Raw genomic sequence first — 20,074 nt, forward strand, 5'->3', positions numbered from 1 at the left:
CAAAAGTATGGCTATTGGTTAAATCAAAAGAAAATAAAAATCTGTTTAATTTAGAATTTATAGCTAAATTGCCCTTGTACCGTCAATGGACGCATTGGCTGTAAAAACTCGCTATTTGCACCAGCTAAACCATTTACGAAATTACGCTCATTGGTCAAATTAAGAATATTTAAGCCTACTGTCCACTGCGGTTGACGATAATAAAGTCCCAAATCTAAATTATAATTATTGGGTACCTTTACGGTCTGACTTAGATTGGTATACCAGTTACTTGTCCACCAGCCCGATAGGTTTAGCCCAAAACCTGACTGGTGTTGATAGTCCACATAAGCACTTGCAGAATATTTAGGAATGCCTGCTGCATCATAACGTCCTGCTTTGCGTTGGTTTAAAGCATTGCTATCGCCCCATACCGTCGCATTGTCTGCATGGAAACCAAAAGGTGAAAAACCAGCTGGAATAATGGAAGAATATTCAGCATTGAGATAGGTTAAGTTTGCCCCGATCGCGATATTTTTTTGTAGTTGCCAACGTAATGATGATTCAAGGCCTTTGATTTCAAAACGCGCCATATTGCCATTGGTATCAGGTGATAAATCGCGCTTCTGTTCAAAACCACTGAGCGTTAACAGAAGTTGATCAGTGATCGGCTCGTATTTCACTCCCACTTCTTTTAATTCACTTTGGCTGTCAAAAGCCAAAGGATTTAGCTGATTTCCAGCGCCCCAAATTAAAAATGGACCAAATACACCCGTATTCAAAGCTGTACTTTTATCATAAGTAAAATAGAGGGTACTTTTTTCAGTAGGTTTAATAAAGGTACTGACTTGATAGCTGAGCAAACTATATTTATTGGAATCTGAGCGCACATCTGTAGGGACTAAAACCAGTGGATTCTCTAATTTTGCTTTTATAGAACTGTGGTTAATTCCCAGATTAATCCCAAAAATATCATTAAAAGTAAAATTTTGCTGTGTAAATACGCTGTAAGTGTCCCAAAAGCCTGTTCCTGTATAAACTGCACCACCTCCATTGGGAGGAAAACCGCCTTTTTCAGCATATAAGCCATGACCCACAGGGTACATTCGAGGTAGATTTAAATAGCCAAAATACTGCGAATACTGTGGAACACCAGCCTGCCCAATCCAACTTCCAGTCGAACTGCCATGATTGACCAATCCCAATAAATCTCCAGGGTTTTTCTGTGATGGATCATTGGTTAAATCATAAGGATTGATATTAAAACTATTGTTTGCTGCGAGAGAGGTAAATTTCTCATGCCGATAAGCGCCACCTGTACTGCTTTTATTGTTGATTTTGACACCCAATAGCTCAAAGTCATGATCGCCTAAAAACTCTAAGCGGTTGTCCAATAATTCATGGTCCAAATCGGTAAAGAAACTCCCAACGGAGTCACCCAAATCACGACTCTTTTGATATAGCGTACTATTGGCCACAGACCAATTTTCATTGATATCTTTGACCAGTTTAAATTGTGTACTAAAGCGCTTTGCACTGTTTTTATCTTCACCCCGACCAGAAACATCATCATCTAATTTGACTAAGCCATTGCCTGCGATTGATGGATCATAGACCCAGCCTCGAATTGTACCCGCTTGATCAGCAATAGAACTTGGCAAAGGAGAAGTCTGTACTGGACCTACAGCAATATATTGATTTTTATCATTCTTCTGCCGAGTTTGCCAACCAATCACTTTAGAGTGAGCTGCACCTGACTCAAAGACTGGAGACCAAAAGTTTGAACCGTTTTGAATAATCGGGGTCGCTCTGCCTTTATAGTAAAGCCCTTGATCAACGGATTGTTGTGTCGCTCTGTTCCAACCATGCGTCACATTAAAATCTGAATAATCGTCATAACTGATATTCCAGTCAACCCGTAGACTGTCATCTGGACGCCAAGCCAAAGCACCATAAAATGCATTAAAATTATTTTTTACATTGTCATAATAGTCATCTGTTCGTTGTGCTGTTGCACTGACACGAAATGCCAATTCTTTAGAAATAGGTGCAGTATGATCAATACTGACTGAGAAATTAGGCTCAGCACCTTGCCCTGCATAAATTGAACCCACTGATCCCGAAATCGTGGTTTCTGCTTTATTAAAATTCGGTTTTTTGGTGAGATAATTAATATATCCCCCTGAACCTGAGGTCGGTGCAAAAATTACCCCCGTTGGTCCTGCAACAATATCAGCAGCTTCATAGGCATTTAAATTGGTCGGATGTCGGGTACTGTATATTCGTTGGCTATCTTGAAAAACTTCGGAATTTTGCCCACGTATCTGTGGCGCGAAATTGGCATTTTGCCCACCTCCTCTGGTGATACTTGGAGCATACTTAACCAAATCATCTGCACTACGAATAACATCTTCACGAAACTGTTGTTCTGATACTTGTGAAACGACACGAGGGGTATCTAATACAGAACTATCCGTCCCATAAATCGAAGTGACTTTACGCTTGGGGAGAATGGTGGTTTTTTTATTTGCTCCTGTCACCACAACATCAGCTAAGGTAATTACATCACCATCAGAATCCTTGGCTTGCTCTGAGGTTTCTTCAGCAAAAATAGCACATGGAAAAATTGCCCCAAATAGCCCTAGCGCAATCACCAGTGGCTTTAATTGAAAGTTCTGTTTCATATCACACTCAGTAAAATACATTTACACTGCGTTACGCAAAGCCTATGCCAATCTTTAAATAGGCAAAACTCAAATATAAAACATTGATTTTTATTACTTTTAAATAACCTTCATTGATATACAACTTTTATTCATGTTTATTTTTTCAACAGAAATGCTGAAAAAGCAACAGTGACAAAAAACACAACGCTTATAATTAATTGATAAATATTAGAAAAATATAAAAAATAATTGGCATTCATTGTGCAATCTCCTCTGGATACGTTCTAACTGAGTATTTTTAATGACACATGAAACCTTGTTACTCTCACGTCGAAAATTTTTAACCCAGAGTCTTACTGCGCTCGGTGGCGTTTCTTTAATCAGTGGTTTATCTGCTTGTGGACAATCTCCACAACCTAGCGCTGACTCCCAAAGTTCACTTTCCAGTACCCCTAAGCATGGTGGAACAATTCGATTAGGGCTGATTGGTGGACAACAATCAGGTAGCCTTGACCCTCACCTTTCAGCATCAGGAAGTGGGATTACCCGTGGCTTTGCGATTTATAATAAGCTCTGGGAATGGGACGAAAACATGCTTCCTCGTCTTGCTTTGGCTGAATTTGCAGAACCTAATCATAATGCCAGCGAATGGACCATACGACTGCGTAAAGGTTTAGAGTTTCATCATGGTAAAACCGTCAGCGCAGATGATGTCATTTTTTCATTGCAACGCTTAACAGATCCAAAGCTTGCCTCACCTTTTCGAAATCTTGTGCAATGGATTGATCGTGATCGTATCCAAAAATTAGATCAATATACAGTACGCATTCCTTTTATTAGTTCAATTGCTGGCTTTGTGGCGCTGCCTGAAACTTGGGTCAATTTTGGCGGTATTGTCCCCACTGATTTTGATCCCATTCATAACCCTGTGGGCGCAGGTCCTTATAAAGTCAAAGAATTTATCCCCGGTCAACGTTCTGTCTTTACTCGGTTTGAAAACTATTTTAAAGCAGATCGGCCTTATGCAGATCGTTTTGAAGTCATTGACTTTAAAGATCAAGTTTCTCGACTAAATGCATTATTGGCAGGACAAATTGATCTTGCAAATGCGATTTCACCTGAATACATTAAAATTTTAGAGCAAGCAAAACATATTCAAACGGTTCGTTCTCAAACCAATACTCACAATAGTTTTGACTTTAATACTCAACAGGCACCATTTAATGATCCCAAAGTCCGCCAAGCATTTCGTTTAATCGCCGATCGTCAAGAGCTGATACAACGGGGTTTAAACGGTCAAGGACGCATCGCCAATGATCTATATTCTCCACAGGATCCAGCATTTCTAAATTTGCCACAACGTCAACAAGACATTACGGAAGCCAAGAATTTATTGGCTCAAGCGGGCTTTAAAGATGGCTTAAGCGTTGAACTGATTACCCCCGTTGGCAACGCCCAACCTGCCCTGATATTTGCAGAACAAGCAAAGAAAGCCAATGTCAGTATTCGGGTCAAACAAGTTGATTTAGCCACATTTAATGGACCTGATCGGAGTAAATGGCAATTCTCCAGTAATGCAACCAACGTGGGTACACCGTATTTATCCACTGCTGTAGTGAATGATGCGCCAATTTCAACAACCAATCGTGTCAACTTTAAAGACCCAGAATATAGTGAGCTGTTTTATAAAGCACTGGCTGAACCCGATTTAGCCAAGCGTAAAGTGTATTTGGCTCAGGCACAAAAAATTCAACATGAACGCGGTGGAATGCTGATCTGGGGTTTTAGCCATAGCATAGATGCTGCATCGAAACAGATCGGAGGATTAGCGGCAGAACACACTATTTTCCCAACGTGGCGTTTTGAGAAATTATGGAACAATCAAGCCTAAAATAAAATTTACAGAGCCTTAACACCAGCAAGCGGCTACTGTAGTCAGTGATCTTCTAACTTTTCAAGGATGAAAAGTCAATCCACTATGGGGCTCTGATGATGCATCCCGACTATTGCTACCCAACACAACGACCTTAATGTTGCTGATCAAAATCGTGAATAACACATTCATTTTGTACATATTCAGTTTATAAAAATCAGGCTTATATAAATCATGCTTATACAAAGCAATAAAATTTGAACGCTGTTTTTATTTTAACTACTCATATTTTTAGGCACTAAAAAAGCTGCCGTAGCAGCTATTTCATTCAGCATCCAAAGACTACTTAGGTACAGTAATCACAGATAATTTTTCTACCCCTACTCGCTCAATACTGGCAAGTAATTTTGCAACTGTTCCATAAGGAATGGTCTCATCGGCATTTAAATTCAAAGCCAATTTAGGGTTACTGTTTTTACGTGACTGGATCTCTTTTTCAAAACTTGCCAAAGTTACTTTATCCTTGTCAAGGAAGATTTCTCCTTGCGGATTAACACTAATGACAACCGCTTTATTCTGATCCGTTGACTGCGTCGGTGCAGCCTTGGGTAAATTTACTTTCACGGTATTGGTTAATAGGGGTGCTGTAACGATAAACACGATGAGTAAAACCAGCATTACATCAACCAATGGCGTAATGTTAATTTCACTCACCACATCATCTTCTTGGGAGGTTGAAACGGCCATTATGCAAACACTCCTTTTTCTTTGACTTCTTTACTAGATGCATCATGATTGACTACAGTATTTCCAGTGGTATTTTTTGGCTTAGTGACAGGTAACTGAAAGCCCGCTTTTTGATTTAAACTGACAAAATCAGTGGCAAAATCATCGAGGTCTGCACCGATGGTTTTAACTTTACGTATGAAATAGTTATAAGCCAACACAGCGGGTACCGCCACAGCAATACCAATACCTGTAGCAATCAAGGCCTCACCAATTGGCCCTGCAACCACATCCATACTTGCATTACCTGAATGTGCAATGGCCTGTAAAGCATGAATAATCCCAAACACTGTTCCAAATAGTCCAATGAACGGTGCGTTATTGCCAATCGAAGCCAATAATGCAGAACCTTTTTCCAATTGACGACGTTCAGTTAAAATTTGCTTGCGTAAATGACGCTCTAATAAATCCTGACGACTCCAACTGTTTTGCAAATCTTGATGAGTCTTTTCATCTGCCTCAATCAAGGTTTGAAAACCGGCATTTGCAACACGGGCTGTAGGGCCTTCACCTTGTTGTGATTGAGTCACTGCCTCAGGCAAATTTTTGGCTTTCCAAAAGGCTTCGACAAAGACCTTACTTTGCTTGCTGGCTTTCTGTGTCTGTACCACTTTAACCACGATCAACACCCATGTGACGATGGAGAAAGCAACCAATAACCAGATTGTGCCGTCATGGATCAATGAATTTATGTCTGTCATGTAGATATCCTCTTAATTTAAAATAGTTTATTTCGGTAATTGATAATGAATTGGAACATCAACCCAACCTTCGACAGGTGTTTTACCTTTTAAGGCCGGTGAAAATTTCCATTGCTTTACTGTTCTTACAGCCGCACTGTCTAAAAGTTTTTTGCCGCTACTTTGTTTGACTGTTACGCTATCTGGGCTACCATTTGGCAATACTTTGACCCTTAAAATCACCGAGCCTTCCCAACCACGTTCTAAGGCCTGTTCTGGGTACTCTGCTGCGGGGTTGCTTAGATAACCTGCATAACCCTTGGCTTCTGTCACAGGTAAATTGTCATCAGTAGGCTTCACTGGTTCTGCTGTTTTTGGAGCAGGTTCAGCGCTCAGTTTTTTGCTTACAACAGGTTCCTCAGTTTTTTGAACTGTGTCTTGCGCAATGGGTTTTACAATCGGTTTGGCTTGCTCCACAGTTTTTTGAACAGGTTTCGGCTGTTCGATAGGTTTCGCAATCGGTTTTGGTTTTTCGACCACAGGCGGAATTTTGGGTTTTTGCGTCACTGGTGGAATTTTAGGTTCAATGACTTTAGGTGGTTCCACTGGTTTGACAATTTCAATCACCACGGGTTCTGGCTTTGCAATGTCCAAAGCTGGTGTCGGTAATTGTTTTGCGATATACCAAATACCCAAATGTGCTGCAGCAACCGCAATGATCGCGATCCACAATTTATTCAATTTTGCTGGAGGTGATTGACTCACATCCAAATGATGTCGTGTAAATGGGTCTGATATGCCAGTTGCAGTTGAAGCAGATGCATATTGCCCAAATAGCAACGCCCGCTGATGGGGATTAAATATTCGTTCACTCATGGCAATTTAAACTAAAAAATAAAATACTGTATTGAAAATTGCACAAGTCATGCCAACAATATAAGCCACTAATTTTTATAAATTTAATTAAAAACACTCTTCGATTTGTCAGCAAAGCTGTTGGTTTTAAGACAGTTCTATGCTGTTGAAACAACAAGATCCCTCTGATATCTCAAAGGGATCTAAACTTATTATTTTAATTTATATCCAACCAAGGGTAAGACTTCTTCAGCAACCCGATATGCTTCTTCCAAATGTGGGTTACTGGCGAGAATAAAATGCCCAACGCCAATGTCGATATATTCTTGTAAGCGCTGTGCCACTTGTTCATAACTCCCCACTAAAATACAGTTTGGCCCACCCCTTACATTTGACATACCAGCCCAAACATTTGGACTGACAAATAAGTCTTCAAAACGATTGCCTTGTGCTAAGGCCTGCTGACGTTTTGCACCAACCGACTCAGTATCTTTACGTTCAAATGCATTGCCATCAACAGCGATGGTTTCATACATCTGTTTAAGCTCTTGAAACGCTTGTTCCTGTGTGGGGCGTGCCAAAATATCAATACGCATACCAAACTTTACCTTATGGTCTGGGGTATTTTGTGCAAGGAAGGATCGCGCCTGTTCAATCACTTTTTTCTGCTGTTCAACAGGTTCCCCCCAGGTTAAGTGGATATCGGCATGCCGACCTGCAACTTGCAGTGCCGCTGGACTAGCTCCCGCTAACCACAAACGAGGAACGTCATATTGATTCATTGGATATTTCAAACCACCTTGTTCAACGTGGAAAAACTTTCCATCATAGTCAAAAGGTGCCTGATGCGAATACCCTTTTACAAACTCTAAAAATTCATTGGTTCGCGCATAGCGCTGATCATGTTCAATAAAATCACCATAGGCTCGTTGCTGTGCCCCACCGCCACCTGAGATCACGTTCCATTCAACCCGTCCCTGACTGAGACGCTGCAAACTTGCTGCCATTTGGCTTGCGTATGCAGGATGGATAAACCAAGGTTGAATCGCAATCAATAATCGGAGTCTTTTGGTTTCTCTTGCCAATGCCGATGCCAGCACCCACGGTTCTTCAGTATGTGGAAAAGCAGGAATCAATGCGCCGTGAAAACCTACGATATCTGCGGCTTTTGCTACCTGTTGTACATAATCATAGTAGGCAAACAATTCATCTTGATGTTGAGGTGCCACACGTTGAGGGGATTGTACTGCTGGGCTCAGCTGGTTCCATTCACCTCGTGTATGTAACTGATGTGCTCGACGACCATCCCCATGCACAGGGATTCTCCATAAAAATTCAACAGACATAATACTTCTCAATAATTTAAAGGTTTTACACGCTATCGTGAGTGATACAACTCATGAGCAGAAACCATGCCGTTTTTTATTCAATATTGAATTCATCTATATTGTTGTTTTATCTAAATATTATAAAAACCCAGCTAAACATGGTGTTGAAATTTCAACACTTATCCATCCAATACTGTCGGTTTCACAACATAACCTGTTTGATCCATTCAAATAACACCAATCATAAAAACATAACAAACTGATTTATATAAAATAATTATTTTGGCTTGGTTCTTGCTCTATCCCCTTATATTTCTAGATTTTTATGATGATATGCGTATTTTTTCTGGTCTTTTTTTAAGTTTTAGTCTTTTAGGATTGGTTGCTTGTGGCGTACACAAAACCGAAGATCCAAACCAAAGTAAAACCAGTCAACAACAGCTTCGTATTGCGGTTGTGGCCAATGGAACTTCTGGCGGTCTGGACTTTATTGGTGTACCACAACTTATTGCACAGGACCCCATTTTTCTAAAAGCATTAAAGCAGAAAAATATTGAATTAAAGTGGGAACCTGTAACCACTGCGGCTGTGGCCACCTTAGTCAATGAAAGCTTTATCAACAATAAAATTGATTTTGCTTTTTATGGCAATCTTCCTGCGGTAGTACTCAATGCCACTGGTGTTAGAACACAAATTGTCGTCCCTGGCGGAGTCGGTAATAATGTTTATTTGGTGGTTCCAGCGGATTCACCCATCAAAACCATTGAGGACCTCAAAGGTAAAAAGATTGCCTTACATCGTGGTCGTCCTTGGGAAATTAATTTTGCTCAATTGATACAGAGCAAAGGTTTAAAGCTTAAAGATTTTCAAATCATCAATCTCAATCCACAGGCGGGAGCTGCTGCTTTATCCGCTAAAAGCGTCGATGCATTTTTTACCTTAAGTGATGCGCTCACTTTACAAGATCGCCATCTTGGCAAAATTATTTGGTCATCGCAAAGTCTACCCGCTGACTGGAAAATGCGTGCTGAACTATGGGGACGCAAGACTTATCTGGATCAACATCCAGACACAACCCAACTACTTGCTGATGCGACAGTACGGGCAATGCAGTGGATTTCACAGCATCAAGATGAATTCCAACAAAGCCAAACCAAATTTGGTCAGCCTCTAAGTGTGATTCAACGCGAAAGTCAAAATACCAGCAGTAACTGGCAACAAGATTGGTCACCTGAGTACCAAGTGGATTTTCTTAAACAGCATTATGCAAAAGTCATCGACCATGCTGTAAAAAACCAATTGATTCAAACGCCAATCAAAGCTGAAGAGTTGCTCAATGCTCAGTTTACCAGTCAAGCCATTCAAAATTTACAAACACTTGATATTCAACATAAGCAAGGAAACTAGGTCATGAAAATCCTCGTAAATCCGCTTATCGAAAAAAAAATCGTGGCGATCAAAGCACCATTATGGAGGCGATTGTCTTCTGAGCAGGTCTATCGCTTGCTCTCATTCCTTTCACCCTTCTTGGCGTTACTGGTTTGGCAATTGATTAGCTATTTACAGATTTTTCCAACCCAAATTTTAGTACCACCTATAACGGTATGGCAGACATTTCTTGCCTTGTTGCAAAGTGGTGAACTACAACTGCATTTAAAAGATAGCCTTTCTCGACTGCTGATGGGTTTTTCAATTGCGGCCACCTGTGCGATTTTGTTTGGCATTGCCTATGCATTCCTCACCTCTTTCCGAAATTACACCTATATTTTGTTCAATATCCTTTATCAAATTCCAATCTTTGTGCTTATTCCTATTTTTATTTTGGTTTTTGGCATTGGTGAACTATTTAAAATTTTACTGATTATTAAAGCCTGTTTTTTTCCAATCGCACTCACAACAGCGGATGCTGTTAGAAATATTCCTAAAAAATATATTGAATTGGGCCAGATCTACAAACTAAAAACTCCAGCATGGTTGAGATACATCATCATCCCTTGCATCCTCCCACCATTAATCAGTGGACTGCGGATTGCTCTAGGTCGTGCTTGGTTGATTTTGGTGGCCGTTGAATTACTTGCTGCAGGCACTGGCATTGGTCAAATGATGGAGCTCGGACGACAAATGTTACGTTTAGACGTTGTAATGGTCGGAGTTTTTATTACAGGAATCATTGGTTTTGCTTTAGATAAAACTTTACGTCAGCTCGAACAATATCTTGTATCGCCTGCATTGAGTTCAAGGGGGAAATAATGTCACAGCATCCACTGAACTTAAAAAGTGCTTTTGCGCAACCACTGATCTTGATCAAAGGTCTGCTGCTACCGCTCCTTTTACTGGCTTTATGGCAATACAATTCAAGTTTAGGCGCCAGTCATGCCTATGCATTTGTGCCTTTACAGAAGGTGTATTTTGCTTTTATTCAGCTGCTTGAAACAGGTGAATTATGGTTAAACACATGGGGAAGTCTTAAAAAAGCTGGACTGGGGTTTTTACTTGGCTCGACAACAGGGCTACTACTCGGTGCCTTACTTGCCTATTCAAAAATTTTAAATGCCTTGGTTTCACCATTATTTAATAGCATTCGCCAAGTACCCTTACTTGGTTTAACCCCATTGATTGCACTGTGGTTTGGCAATGGTGAGCAGGCAAAAATCTTTATTATTGCGCTTGCTTCTTTTTTCCCGATGGTGATTAACAGCTTTCAAGGGCTAAGTCATTATGACCAGAAATACAGTGAAGTCGCTCGTATTTACAAATTATCTTTTTGGCAGGAATTTAAAAAAATCCGTTTCCCTCAAGCTCTCCCATATATTTTAACGGGGTTGAATTTAGCGGTGCCTTTTACATGGATTACCACAACTGCCAGTGAGCTGTTATTCAATGCTGGTGCAGGCTTAGGCAATTTAATGATGAAAGCTGAAATCAATGCCGAAATGGATATTTTGTTGGTGTGTGCAATCACGGTCACCCTCAGCGGTATTGGCATGACGCTTTGCATTCACTTGATTTCTAAACGACTACTGCAATGGCGTGTTTAACTGAATCACCCATCTCATCAGGATATTGATATGAGCTTTTCCTTACTCTCGATTAAAAAACTCAATAAATCATTTTATCGAGATCAACAAACTTTCACCGTATTAGATGGTATTCATCTCGATATTCAACAAGGAGAATTTATTTCTATTGTCGGAAGCAGTGGCTGTGGTAAATCGACTTTGTTGCGCTTAATTGCAGGATTAGATAAAGACTATCAAGGTGAGATTTTACTGAATCAAACACCAATACAAGGGACAGATTTAAAACGAGGTTTAATTTTTCAGGAGCACCGTCTATTGCCTTGGCTCAGTGTTTCCGAAAATATTCATTTAGCACTCGAAGAAACAGACTTAAGCCGTGCCGAAAAAAATGCCCGTGTGGCAGAACATCTTACAATGGTGGGTTTAAAAGGTTTTGAAAATGCTTATCCACATGAGCTATCGGGTGGTATGGCGCAGCGGGTAGCGATTGCACGAGGCTTGGTTAATCAGCCTGATATTTTACTTTTAGATGAACCCTTTGGTGCTTTAGATGCAATTACACGTAGCCATCTGCAAACTGAATTACAACGTATTTGGCAAGATCAAAAGATCACCATGATTCTAGTTACACATGATATAGAAGAAGCGGTTTATCTGGGTGATCGCGTGATCGTAATGTCTGCTCGACCAGGAAAAATTAAACAAATCATTCAAGTTCCTTTGACCCATCCAAGACATAAAGACAGCGAATTATTATTTAACTATCGTAATCAAGCACTCAATATGCTGGACCATAGCGCATAATGAAATCGAATATTCATCGATATAAATATTATTTAGAAAATATATTCAAGCATGATATTTATATTAACAAGTTTTAAATTATTAAGGAAATATGAAATGGGTTTATCAATTTGGCATATATTATTATTTGCCGTGATCATTATTTTATTATTTGGTACATCAAAACTTAAAAACTTAGGTAAGGATTTAGGTGGTGCAATTAAAGATTTTAAAGACTCGGTTCATTCTGATGATCAAAAACTTTCTGAAACAAATCAGCCTAAAGAAATTCATCATCTCGATTTAAATAAAGAAAAAAACACTAACCGGTGAGTACTAAATCATTATGTTCAATATCAGTTTTGGTGAACTCTTGGCTTTTGCTGTTATTGCACTGATTATATTGGGACCTGAAAAGCTCCCTCAAACATTAAGGGTGGGATTACTTAAATACAGAGCCCTTAAAAATAACCTTAACAAAATCCAGCTAGAGTTAGAAAATGAACTGGAATTGCTTGAACTAAAAAGGATCATGCAAGAAGAGCTGCTCAAAATAAAACAAAACGAAGAGCTGCTCAAACAGCAGCTTGCACAAATGCAACACGAAATCCAAAGTGTACATAGCGCTGTTGCTATAGCACATCAAGCGCCCCCTTATCCCACACATGATTATGTTTATCAAATCTCTGCGCGTGAATTAAAAGTACCCTTTTTAATTTACACAACATCATCCAATATCTTGCGTGAGGATCAAGCTGCATGACCGAACAAATACTCAGTGAAACACTCACTGAAATGAAATATAGCGAACATTTAAAAGAGCTTAGAAAGCGTTTGATCTATAGCATTGCTACAGTCTTAACTATTTTTTTACTCTTATTGCCCCTTGCACAACACAATTATCATTTTTTGGCTCAACCCTTAATATCCCGATTGCCTAAAAATTCAACCATGATAGCTACAGATGTGATGAGTACATTTTTAGCGCCCTTTAAACTCAATATTTATTTTGCAATTTTATTGGCGATTCCCTTTATTCTTTATCAATTCTGGCGCTTTATTGCACCTGCTCTATATCAAAGTGAAAGAAAATTTGGCGTGGCGCTTGTGCTCTCCAGCATCGGTTTATTTTATCTTGGCATCTTATTTGCCTATTATTTGATTCTGCCTTTGGCGTTAAACTTCTTTGTCTTAGCTTCACCAGATAATGTTTTACCGATGACTGATATCAATAGTTATCTTGATTTCTGTCTCAAGCTTTTTCTGGCTTTTGGTATCGCCTTTCAAATCCCTGTACTCACCTACATTCTTATTTTTATTGGTATTCTTTCTATTCAACAATTGGAACATTACCGTAAACACATCATTGTTTTGTTTTTCTTTATCGCAATGTTTATTACACCCCCTGATATTTTTAGCATGCTTGCACTGGCAGTACCAATGTGGCTTTTGTTTGAACTGGGTTTATGGATCACAAAAATGACCAGCCCAAAATACAACATCCATAGGTAAAATGGATGTTTCTATTGCACAGCCCAATTAAACAATTTCATTTTTATTTGGTAATAAATTATACCTTGATAACAAATTACGTAAAACATTGCGCGACAGTCCTAACATTTTTGCAGTCTTAACCTGATTATTCCAGCAACTTGAAAAAGCGGTATTGACGATTTTATCTTCAATGATGTGCCATGCTTCACCATCATATTCTTGAAATAAACGCTTGAGTACATCCTCAAACTCTTGAATCAAATCATTATCTGGTAAAACGCTTAAGCCACCCTCCTCTGAAAACCTTAAATGTTCAATATCAATGGTTTTGCCACCACTGATGAGCAGTGCATAATGGATATTATTTTCAAGCTCACGGATATTTCCCGGCCAACTATAGTTGAGTAGCGCATTTCTGGCGCGATCACTGATGTTGGGTTTCGGCGTAATCATCTTTTGTGAATAGGAGTTTAAGAAAAAATCCACCAAAGGCAAAATGTCACCCTTACGCTCTCGCAATGGTAAAATATTTAGCACAACCACATTTAGGCGATAGTATAAATCTAAACGGAATTTATTTTCCGCGACAGCTTTACGCAAATCAACATGTGTACCAGACAAGATGCGTACATTAATCGGGATCGGTTTACGTCCACCGACCCGAACAACTTCCTTTTCTTGCAATACACGTAACAGTTTTACTTGCAAAGACAACGGCAACTCACCCACTTCATCCAAGAACAAAGTTCCGCCGTCGGCTGTTTCAAAAATACCAGGACGTGTCTTATGCGCACCCGTAAATGCGCCTGCTTCATAACCAAACAATTCAGATTCTGCAAGTGTTTCAACTAAAGCACCACAATTGACGGCAAGAAACGGCTTATTTTGGCGATCACTTTTCAAATGAATTTCACGTGCGATTAATTCTTTACCTGTACCTGATTCACCTTGGATGATCACGCTGGCAGAACTTGGTGCAATGGTTTCAACTTGGCTTAATAGCTTACGAGAGTTTTGATCAGAAAATATAATCGCTTTTGCTCTTATTGGCTTAATTGGCACACCATTATCAGGCAAGGTAATTACTTTATAATCATTATCCAAATAGGATTTCATAATTAACCCTTTAAATAGCTGAGGAGGATATTAAAATAGAATAGTACAATTCTATTACAAAGCTGATAAATAATAATTACAGATATTTAATCCTAAATTTATATATTGAATGATTTAATAGGCGTTTTCGCTTATGCATTTATAATCAATGTATTTCTATTTTTATGCATTGTTGCTTTTTAAACAATATGTCTGTCAATTGATCATATATAAACAGCTTACAATAATATTTTTGAAAAAATTATATATTTTATCTCCTCTCACTATTTGGCATCTATTTTGCTCTTTTATTTAAAATTTACAGCATAGGTTAAATGATGAGCATAGAGTTTGTGGGTATGGTTTTTCCAAATCAATGGTCTGAAACCAAAGGAACCCGAATTGGTCATAAAATTGATCTCGAATATTTACGCTATCATGCTCGTGCACATGAATATGCAGGCTTTGATAAAGTTTTAATCGCCAATGGACCAAATAGCCCTGATAGTACCCAAATCGCAGCTTATCTGGCACAACAGACTGAACGACTTGGATTTATGATTGCACATCGCCCTGCGCTGATGACGCCTAATCTGGCTGCACGTTCCTTTGCCACACTAGACCATACAACTGGCGGAGGACGCATTCGTTTACATGCCATTACGGGGATTACCGCCGAACCCCAAGAAGGTGATGATATTGTTGATAAAATTCAACGTTATGAACGCACGGGTGAATATCTAGATATCATCCAAAAGCTTTGGAAAAGTGAGCAACCGATTCACTATGAAGGCAAATACTTTAAACTGGAAAATGCTTTCTGCCCTTTAAAACCGGTCAATGGAACTTCTATTCCGATTTCATTCGGTGGTTCTTCGGATATTGCCTACGATATCGCTGTGCGTCATGCAGATCTTTATTCGCTTTGGGGTGAGCCTTTAGCGGGCGTGAAAGAACAGATAAATAAACTTAAAAAGGCAGCAGAAGCAGCCAATAAACCACAGCCGCAGGTCAGTTTATCAGTACGTCTTATTATTGGGCCAACAGAACAACTCGCATGGCAACGTGCGCAACAAATTTTAGCTGATATTCAGCAAAATCCAACTTTCCAAAATAATGGCTCACTTTCGGGACATAAAATTAAAGGCGTAGGCTCACAACGGTTACTGGCAGCAGCACAACAAGGTGATCGCCATGACCGAGCCTTATGGATGCCAACTGCAAGCGCAGTTGGGGCCTATGGTGATACCACCGCCCTTGTCGGAACGCCTGATACGATTATTGCCGCATTACTTGATTATGTAGATCTGGGTGTTACCACCTTTTTAAATCGTGGTTATGATCCAATTTACGATACTGTGGACTATGGTCGTTATATTATTCCTGCGGTACGAGATGAGGCGGTCAAGCGAAACAAACAGATTGCCTAAGTCCTCAAGCTAAATAAAAACCGCTCATTTAATCGGATTGAATGAGCGGTTTTTTATTGCTTGCTAATTTAAGGTCTTGTCATAACCATGAGCATCATTATGAGGGATGGTTATTTTCTTCTGATTTTCTATTGTAAATCTGGTTTGCAAATGGACTGAATCTTCTCCCCTGCAATCACCTTTTTGGCAAATGGAATAGAATCTTGTAGGGAAGCATTCACTGTCTCACTATGTCCCAATCCATGATACAAATGCCCTTCAACGACTGTACCTGCCTTACATGCATCCGCCACCAACTTCATTTGATTACGTGCATCTGGTGTACGATCATTTGCCCCAGTGCCAATAAATAATGGATGATTGATTTTTAAGGTCGGGTAATAGCCATAATCATTGGATTGTTTTTCCTGTAATTTTTTATAGATCGATGGTGGATTCGCCTTATAGGCTTGCGCAGGTGAAAGTCCTGCCGTTTGAATATCTCCCATAAAACTGGTCAAACAGGCATTTCTTGCCTGTTCCACCAAAGGCACTGCTTCAGCAGTAAAAATATCTTCAGTTTTGATTTCAGGAAATAAGCTTTGCGTCACTAAAAAACTATAAATACCATATGCTAAGGATGGACTGACTTCATAAGGATTTAACTTTAACTGATTCTTTTCAGCTGTTGCCTCTGGGTCCTGATAAATCACCCCTGTGCCAATAGATCCTTTAATATTTAACTCTGGTGCATAGGTTGCTGAATAAGCTGAAGCTGAAACAGCCCCCGCCCCACCTTGAGATTGCCCCACAATAACAAAACGATTTGCTAGAGGTAATTTCGTTTTAAGCGCAGCTCGACCGCTGTCTAAAATACTATAAGCAAGCATTGGATTATTGATCAGCAAGTGCGGGCCAGCCACACCAAGTCCTTCATAGTCAGTTGCTACTACAGCGAATCCTTCTTTTAACCATCGATTTAAATATTGTACATCTCGATAAGATCGTCCATTCCAAGAAGGTGCGCAGGCATCTGCTAGACCAACCGTACCATGTGCCCATAACACAACAGGCCAACCTTCTTTCGGTGGCGTACCTTTAGGAAGATGTACTGTCCCAGAAACCACAATGGGGGTCTTACTATCCCGTCCACTTGTTGAACTATATAAAATACGAATTGCCGTACTATCATTGTCCAAACGGATATAAGGGTTGCTGATGTCCTCTGTCTTTAACAGTTTTCCAGCTTGTTCTGGAATCGCAGCTTTCCATGTATAAAATGCTGAAACACGTCCATCCCCATAACGATCTTCAGGCTGAGGGGCTTGCTGGGCATTTGCCATTCCAGCAGACGTTAGTATGCTTGCGACAAAAACGGATTTAACCACATTAGATATAAAAGTATTTTGCATTTTCATGACCTTGAAACCTATTTAAAAACTGTTTTAAAATTTATTTTTTAATTTAAAAGTCGTAACTTACACGGCCATATAAATACGTTCCAAAGGCACCTTCTGGCGCATTAAAACTGTATTTGACGATGTCCCCTACAGATGAGTCTTTGGCTTTGTCTGGGTAACTGTTAAATAAATTATTTGCGCCCAGATTGAATTTTAGCCCTTTTACCCACGCATCTGCTTTGTAGCCAAAGTCCAAATCAGCAATCCATTGCGGATCAAAGGTCTGATCCAATGAAGTATTGGTATTATTTAAAGTAGTCCATTTATCATAACGACGGACTGCGGCATTGATACTCCACGCTTGATTTGACCAAAGTGCCCCCAATGCTAATTTGGTTTTTGGCGCTGTAGATTCAATTAGGCTTTGAGTATTTCGACCAGCAATACTGGAGACTGGAATTCGCTCACCTTTTGCAGTGATTGAGTCTCGGCTGTCAGTGATTTTATTTTTATGATAAGCCAAACCTAAATTCAGCTTTAACTTGCCATATTGTTCAAGATCAAGATCATGTTTTAACGCGAACTCCAAACCACGTGTTTGCGTATCTAATAAATTATTAAAAAACGCCACATTGGCAATATTTGCATACGGCGTATTTGCAAAAGCATTATTGATCACGCTGCCAGTAATATTGTCAGAAAGTAAAATACGATTTCGAATATCGATTTGATAAAGATCTAAAGTTGCAGAGGTATTGATAAATGGTTTGAGTACCAAACCTAAAGAATAATTGGTCGATTTCTCAGGCTTAAGTGAAGTTCCACCAATCAGTAAAGCCGCTTCACTTCCCGCAACTAAAGTCCTTTGCTGTACATCTTGCCAACCTGTCGGAGTTTGCACCGTTTGTACACTATAAGCGGAGTATCCTTGCTGGGCTAATGACGGTGCGCGATAACCTGTATTGACAGATCCACGAAGGGTCAACTGCGGAGAAATATCATATTTGGCAAAGAGTTTGCCGTTGGTTGTCGAACCAAAGTCTGAATATTTTTCTGTTCGAATAGCAGCACCAACATTTAAATCTTTTACAATATCGGCTTCGAGATCCAAATAAATGCCGTACACATCTCGACTAATTTTGCGTTGGTCTTGATCTGTAATACCCGCGTATATACCTGGGATACCCGTACCTAAAGCCGTACTTGGATTAAAATAGGGTCCACGGGTATAAGCAATGGGGTCGCCTGCATTTTGTTTATATTGTTCCCAACGGTATAGCGCTCCCGTCGAAACAGTCAATGGACTGGCTAAACCAGCAATTGCAAAATCACGACTATAGTCCAGTCCTGTATTGAGTTGGGCAAAAATGTTTTCCCCTAAATCATAATGAGAGGGTGAATCTGCACCATAACTTGGGTTAATACCATTGCCTTGTTCAGTGCTGACTTTGTTTTGTCCATAAGTGGCATACAGGTCATATTTTCCTGAAGTCTGGTTGCCTTGTTTAACCCCAAACGTGGTCGCAAAATCATCCACACTGACTAAACTCAAAGGTGAGCGTCCATCAGGATAACGTTGCTTAAAATAACTGGATTGATTCAGTACTGTTTTGGTGGTTGGAGGTTCATAAAAATTTTCCCCGATGGTCTTACGATGCCCATAACTACTAAAACCATACAAGGCAATTTCATCAGTTAAAGGTAAATCTAAATTCGCAGTGATATTGATTTGGTCTTTTTGTTCAGGAGAACCAAATTTCCAAGTTCTAAATGGTGTGTTCTGCTCGGTGTATTGGGCTTGGGTTGAACCATCATAAAATGTTCGCGTATCTGGTGCAGTATTACTTGCAGCTTCACGCTTTCCTAAATCTACGGCAACAGTTAAAGCACCATCATTGGGTAATTCAAAGCCTTTCCAAAGATTGATTTTATGCTGTTCACCATCCCCTTGTGTATAGCCTCCAGTTTGATAACTCACGCCACCACCATGATCACGTGATTTCAATATAATGTTAACCACGCCCGCGATCGCGTCAGAACCATATTGAGCAGCGGCACCATCTCGTAAAATCTCTATACGTTCAATGGCACTAATCGGGATTAGGCTTAAATCTGTTACCGCAGCACCTCTCCCCCCAGCATACGCTTGTCGAGTGAAGTAAGCCGCTGTATGGCGACGTTTACCATTGATCAAAATTAAGGTTTGATCTGCAGATAAACCTCGCAATGCAATACTCGGCGGCACCGATGCACCGAAACCACCCGCAGGTGATGTTGGTAAACTCACTGACGGCGATAAACGTGTTAATGCAGCTGCAAGATCACCTGCCCCTGTTTCTTGTAGTTCTTTGGCTGTCACAATGTCTACTGGAGCAGGAGCCTCTAAAGCACTATTGATAGCTCGCCGAGAACCCGTTACAACAACTGATTGCAATGTCACGACATCCTCTTTTTCTGATACAGGCCTTTGTTCATTTGCCAAAGTGATTGAGGCGGTAAGTGTACTGAACGCAAAAACAGAAGAATGAAGAATGAATTGAGAAAAATATGTACGCATATAAGCTTCCTTAACGATGTGCACCGATATAGCAAAGCCAATGCCAAAATTTTTATTATTGAATATCAAAAACTTGTCATTAAAAATAAAAAAATCATTGTTTATATTTAAACAATGATTCGAAAAAATGTTTATAAAACCACAGATTT

At 39.8% G+C, this 20,074-nt stretch carries 17 protein-coding genes; 9 read left to right on the forward strand and 8 right to left on the reverse strand.

What is annotated here, in order from left to right:
• Positions 1-50 precede the first annotated feature (50 nt).
• The gene (locus tag ACZ5QH_RS16995) at positions 51-2,663 is read right to left on the reverse strand and encodes a TonB-dependent receptor (RefSeq protein WP_303576349.1); all 2,613 of its coding nucleotides are present in this window, start codon (positions 2,661-2,663) and stop codon (positions 51-53) included.
• A gap of 283 nt (positions 2,664-2,946) precedes the next feature.
• On the opposite strand from ACZ5QH_RS16995, the gene ACZ5QH_RS17000 reads away from it, so the two are divergent.
• Positions 2,947-4,536, forward strand: coding sequence for an ABC transporter substrate-binding protein (locus ACZ5QH_RS17000; protein ID WP_151956366.1), 1,590 nt, complete (start codon positions 2,947-2,949; stop codon positions 4,534-4,536).
• A 324-nt stretch (positions 4,537-4,860) separates the two neighbouring features.
• On the opposite strand, the gene ACZ5QH_RS17005 is transcribed toward ACZ5QH_RS17000, so the two are convergent.
• From ACZ5QH_RS17005 to ACZ5QH_RS17020, 4 genes are all read right to left on the reverse strand, one after another.
• Complete coding sequence (locus ACZ5QH_RS17005) at positions 4,861-5,265, reverse strand: ExbD/TolR family protein (protein WP_004717481.1); 405 nt, start codon at positions 5,263-5,265, stop codon at positions 4,861-4,863.
• On the reverse strand, positions 5,265-6,005 hold the full coding sequence (locus ACZ5QH_RS17010; protein WP_105713541.1) for a MotA/TolQ/ExbB proton channel family protein: 741 nt from the start codon (positions 6,003-6,005) through the stop codon (positions 5,265-5,267). Before ACZ5QH_RS17010 ends, ACZ5QH_RS17005 begins: the two co-directional genes overlap by 1 nt.
• Before the next feature lie 27 nt (positions 6,006-6,032).
• The gene (locus ACZ5QH_RS17015; protein ID WP_056518011.1) at positions 6,033-6,860 is read right to left on the reverse strand and encodes an energy transducer TonB; all 828 of its coding nucleotides are present in this window, start codon (positions 6,858-6,860) and stop codon (positions 6,033-6,035) included.
• 191 nt (positions 6,861-7,051) lie between these two features.
• Positions 7,052-8,185 (reverse strand): LLM class flavin-dependent oxidoreductase, encoded by a 1,134-nt coding sequence (locus ACZ5QH_RS17020; protein WP_151956368.1) that lies wholly within the window; start codon positions 8,183-8,185, stop codon positions 7,052-7,054.
• 315 nt (positions 8,186-8,500) lie between these two features.
• Here ACZ5QH_RS17020 and ACZ5QH_RS17025 point away from each other — a divergent pair, with 315 nt between their 5' ends.
• The 7 genes from ACZ5QH_RS17025 (at position 8,501) to tatC (ending at position 13,482) form a co-directional block, all read left to right on the forward strand.
• A complete protein-coding gene (locus ACZ5QH_RS17025) occupies positions 8,501-9,574 on the forward strand; it encodes an ABC transporter substrate-binding protein (protein WP_056518007.1) in 1,074 nt (357 codons plus the stop codon).
• Between the two features lie 3 nt (positions 9,575-9,577).
• A complete protein-coding gene (locus tag ACZ5QH_RS17030) occupies positions 9,578-10,417 on the forward strand; it encodes an ABC transporter permease (protein WP_303576350.1) in 840 nt (279 codons plus the stop codon).
• A complete protein-coding gene (locus ACZ5QH_RS17035; RefSeq protein ID WP_004717492.1) occupies positions 10,417-11,205 on the forward strand; it encodes an ABC transporter permease in 789 nt (262 codons plus the stop codon). The genes ACZ5QH_RS17030 and ACZ5QH_RS17035 overlap by 1 nt, the downstream gene beginning before the upstream one ends.
• 30 nt (positions 11,206-11,235) lie before the next feature.
• Positions 11,236-11,991, forward strand: a complete 756-nt coding sequence (locus ACZ5QH_RS17040; RefSeq protein WP_034610681.1) for an ABC transporter ATP-binding protein — start codon at positions 11,236-11,238, stop codon at positions 11,989-11,991.
• A 96-nt stretch (positions 11,992-12,087) separates the two neighbouring features.
• Positions 12,088-12,303 (forward strand): Sec-independent protein translocase subunit TatA, encoded by a 216-nt coding sequence (locus tag ACZ5QH_RS17045; protein WP_303576351.1) that lies wholly within the window; start codon positions 12,088-12,090, stop codon positions 12,301-12,303.
• A gap of 13 nt (positions 12,304-12,316) precedes the next feature.
• Positions 12,317-12,733, forward strand: a complete 417-nt coding sequence (gene tatB, locus ACZ5QH_RS17050) for a Sec-independent protein translocase protein TatB (protein WP_004823389.1) — start codon at positions 12,317-12,319, stop codon at positions 12,731-12,733.
• Positions 12,730-13,482 (forward strand): twin-arginine translocase subunit TatC, encoded by a 753-nt coding sequence (tatC, locus tag ACZ5QH_RS17055; protein WP_303576352.1) that lies wholly within the window; start codon positions 12,730-12,732, stop codon positions 13,480-13,482. The genes tatB and tatC overlap by 4 nt, the downstream gene beginning before the upstream one ends.
• A 27-nt stretch (positions 13,483-13,509) precedes the next feature.
• Here tatC and ACZ5QH_RS17060 read toward each other — a convergent pair whose 3' ends face one another.
• Positions 13,510-14,580, reverse strand: a complete 1,071-nt coding sequence (locus ACZ5QH_RS17060; protein ID WP_303576353.1) for a sigma-54 interaction domain-containing protein — start codon at positions 14,578-14,580, stop codon at positions 13,510-13,512.
• Between the two features lie 317 nt (positions 14,581-14,897).
• Between ACZ5QH_RS17060 and ACZ5QH_RS17065 the strand changes: the two genes are divergently transcribed.
• A complete protein-coding gene (locus ACZ5QH_RS17065; protein WP_303576354.1) occupies positions 14,898-15,989 on the forward strand; it encodes an LLM class flavin-dependent oxidoreductase in 1,092 nt (363 codons plus the stop codon).
• A 128-nt stretch (positions 15,990-16,117) separates the two neighbouring features.
• Here ACZ5QH_RS17065 and ACZ5QH_RS17070 read toward each other — a convergent pair whose 3' ends face one another.
• Together ACZ5QH_RS17070 and ACZ5QH_RS17075 are read right to left on the reverse strand one after the other, a co-directional pair.
• A complete protein-coding gene (locus ACZ5QH_RS17070; protein ID WP_267965726.1) occupies positions 16,118-17,380 on the reverse strand; it encodes a lipase family protein in 1,263 nt (420 codons plus the stop codon).
• Between the two features lie 52 nt (positions 17,381-17,432).
• The gene (locus ACZ5QH_RS17075; protein ID WP_303576355.1) at positions 17,433-19,925 is read right to left on the reverse strand and encodes a TonB-dependent receptor plug domain-containing protein; all 2,493 of its coding nucleotides are present in this window, start codon (positions 19,923-19,925) and stop codon (positions 17,433-17,435) included.
• Positions 19,926-20,074 lie beyond the last annotated feature (149 nt).

The organism is Acinetobacter sp. Ac8 (genome assembly GCF_055392545.1).

Coding starts and splice junctions, on each gene's coding strand:
- ACZ5QH_RS16995 (WP_303576349.1), bottom strand. CDS start 2,663: ATGAAACAGAACTTTCAATTAAAGCCACTGGTGATTGCGCTAGGGCTA.
- ACZ5QH_RS17000 (WP_151956366.1), top strand. CDS start 2,947: ATGACACATGAAACCTTGTTACTCTCACGTCGAAAATTTTTAACCCAG.
- ACZ5QH_RS17005 (WP_004717481.1), bottom strand. CDS start 5,265: ATGGCCGTTTCAACCTCCCAAGAAGATGATGTGGTGAGTGAAATTAAC.
- ACZ5QH_RS17010 (WP_105713541.1), bottom strand. CDS start 6,005: ATGACAGACATAAATTCATTGATCCATGACGGCACAATCTGGTTATTG.
- ACZ5QH_RS17015 (WP_056518011.1), bottom strand. CDS start 6,860: ATGAGTGAACGAATATTTAATCCCCATCAGCGGGCGTTGCTATTTGGG.
- ACZ5QH_RS17020 (WP_151956368.1), bottom strand. CDS start 8,185: ATGTCTGTTGAATTTTTATGGAGAATCCCTGTGCATGGGGATGGTCGT.
- ACZ5QH_RS17025 (WP_056518007.1), top strand. CDS start 8,501: ATGCGTATTTTTTCTGGTCTTTTTTTAAGTTTTAGTCTTTTAGGATTG.
- ACZ5QH_RS17030 (WP_303576350.1), top strand. CDS start 9,578: ATGAAAATCCTCGTAAATCCGCTTATCGAAAAAAAAATCGTGGCGATC.
- ACZ5QH_RS17035 (WP_004717492.1), top strand. CDS start 10,417: ATGTCACAGCATCCACTGAACTTAAAAAGTGCTTTTGCGCAACCACTG.
- ACZ5QH_RS17040 (WP_034610681.1), top strand. CDS start 11,236: ATGAGCTTTTCCTTACTCTCGATTAAAAAACTCAATAAATCATTTTAT.
- ACZ5QH_RS17045 (WP_303576351.1), top strand. CDS start 12,088: ATGGGTTTATCAATTTGGCATATATTATTATTTGCCGTGATCATTATT.
- tatB (WP_004823389.1), top strand. CDS start 12,317: ATGTTCAATATCAGTTTTGGTGAACTCTTGGCTTTTGCTGTTATTGCA.
- tatC (WP_303576352.1), top strand. CDS start 12,730: ATGACCGAACAAATACTCAGTGAAACACTCACTGAAATGAAATATAGC.
- ACZ5QH_RS17060 (WP_303576353.1), bottom strand. CDS start 14,580: ATGAAATCCTATTTGGATAATGATTATAAAGTAATTACCTTGCCTGAT.
- ACZ5QH_RS17065 (WP_303576354.1), top strand. CDS start 14,898: ATGAGCATAGAGTTTGTGGGTATGGTTTTTCCAAATCAATGGTCTGAA.
- ACZ5QH_RS17070 (WP_267965726.1), bottom strand. CDS start 17,380: ATGCAAAATACTTTTATATCTAATGTGGTTAAATCCGTTTTTGTCGCA.
- ACZ5QH_RS17075 (WP_303576355.1), bottom strand. CDS start 19,925: ATGCGTACATATTTTTCTCAATTCATTCTTCATTCTTCTGTTTTTGCG.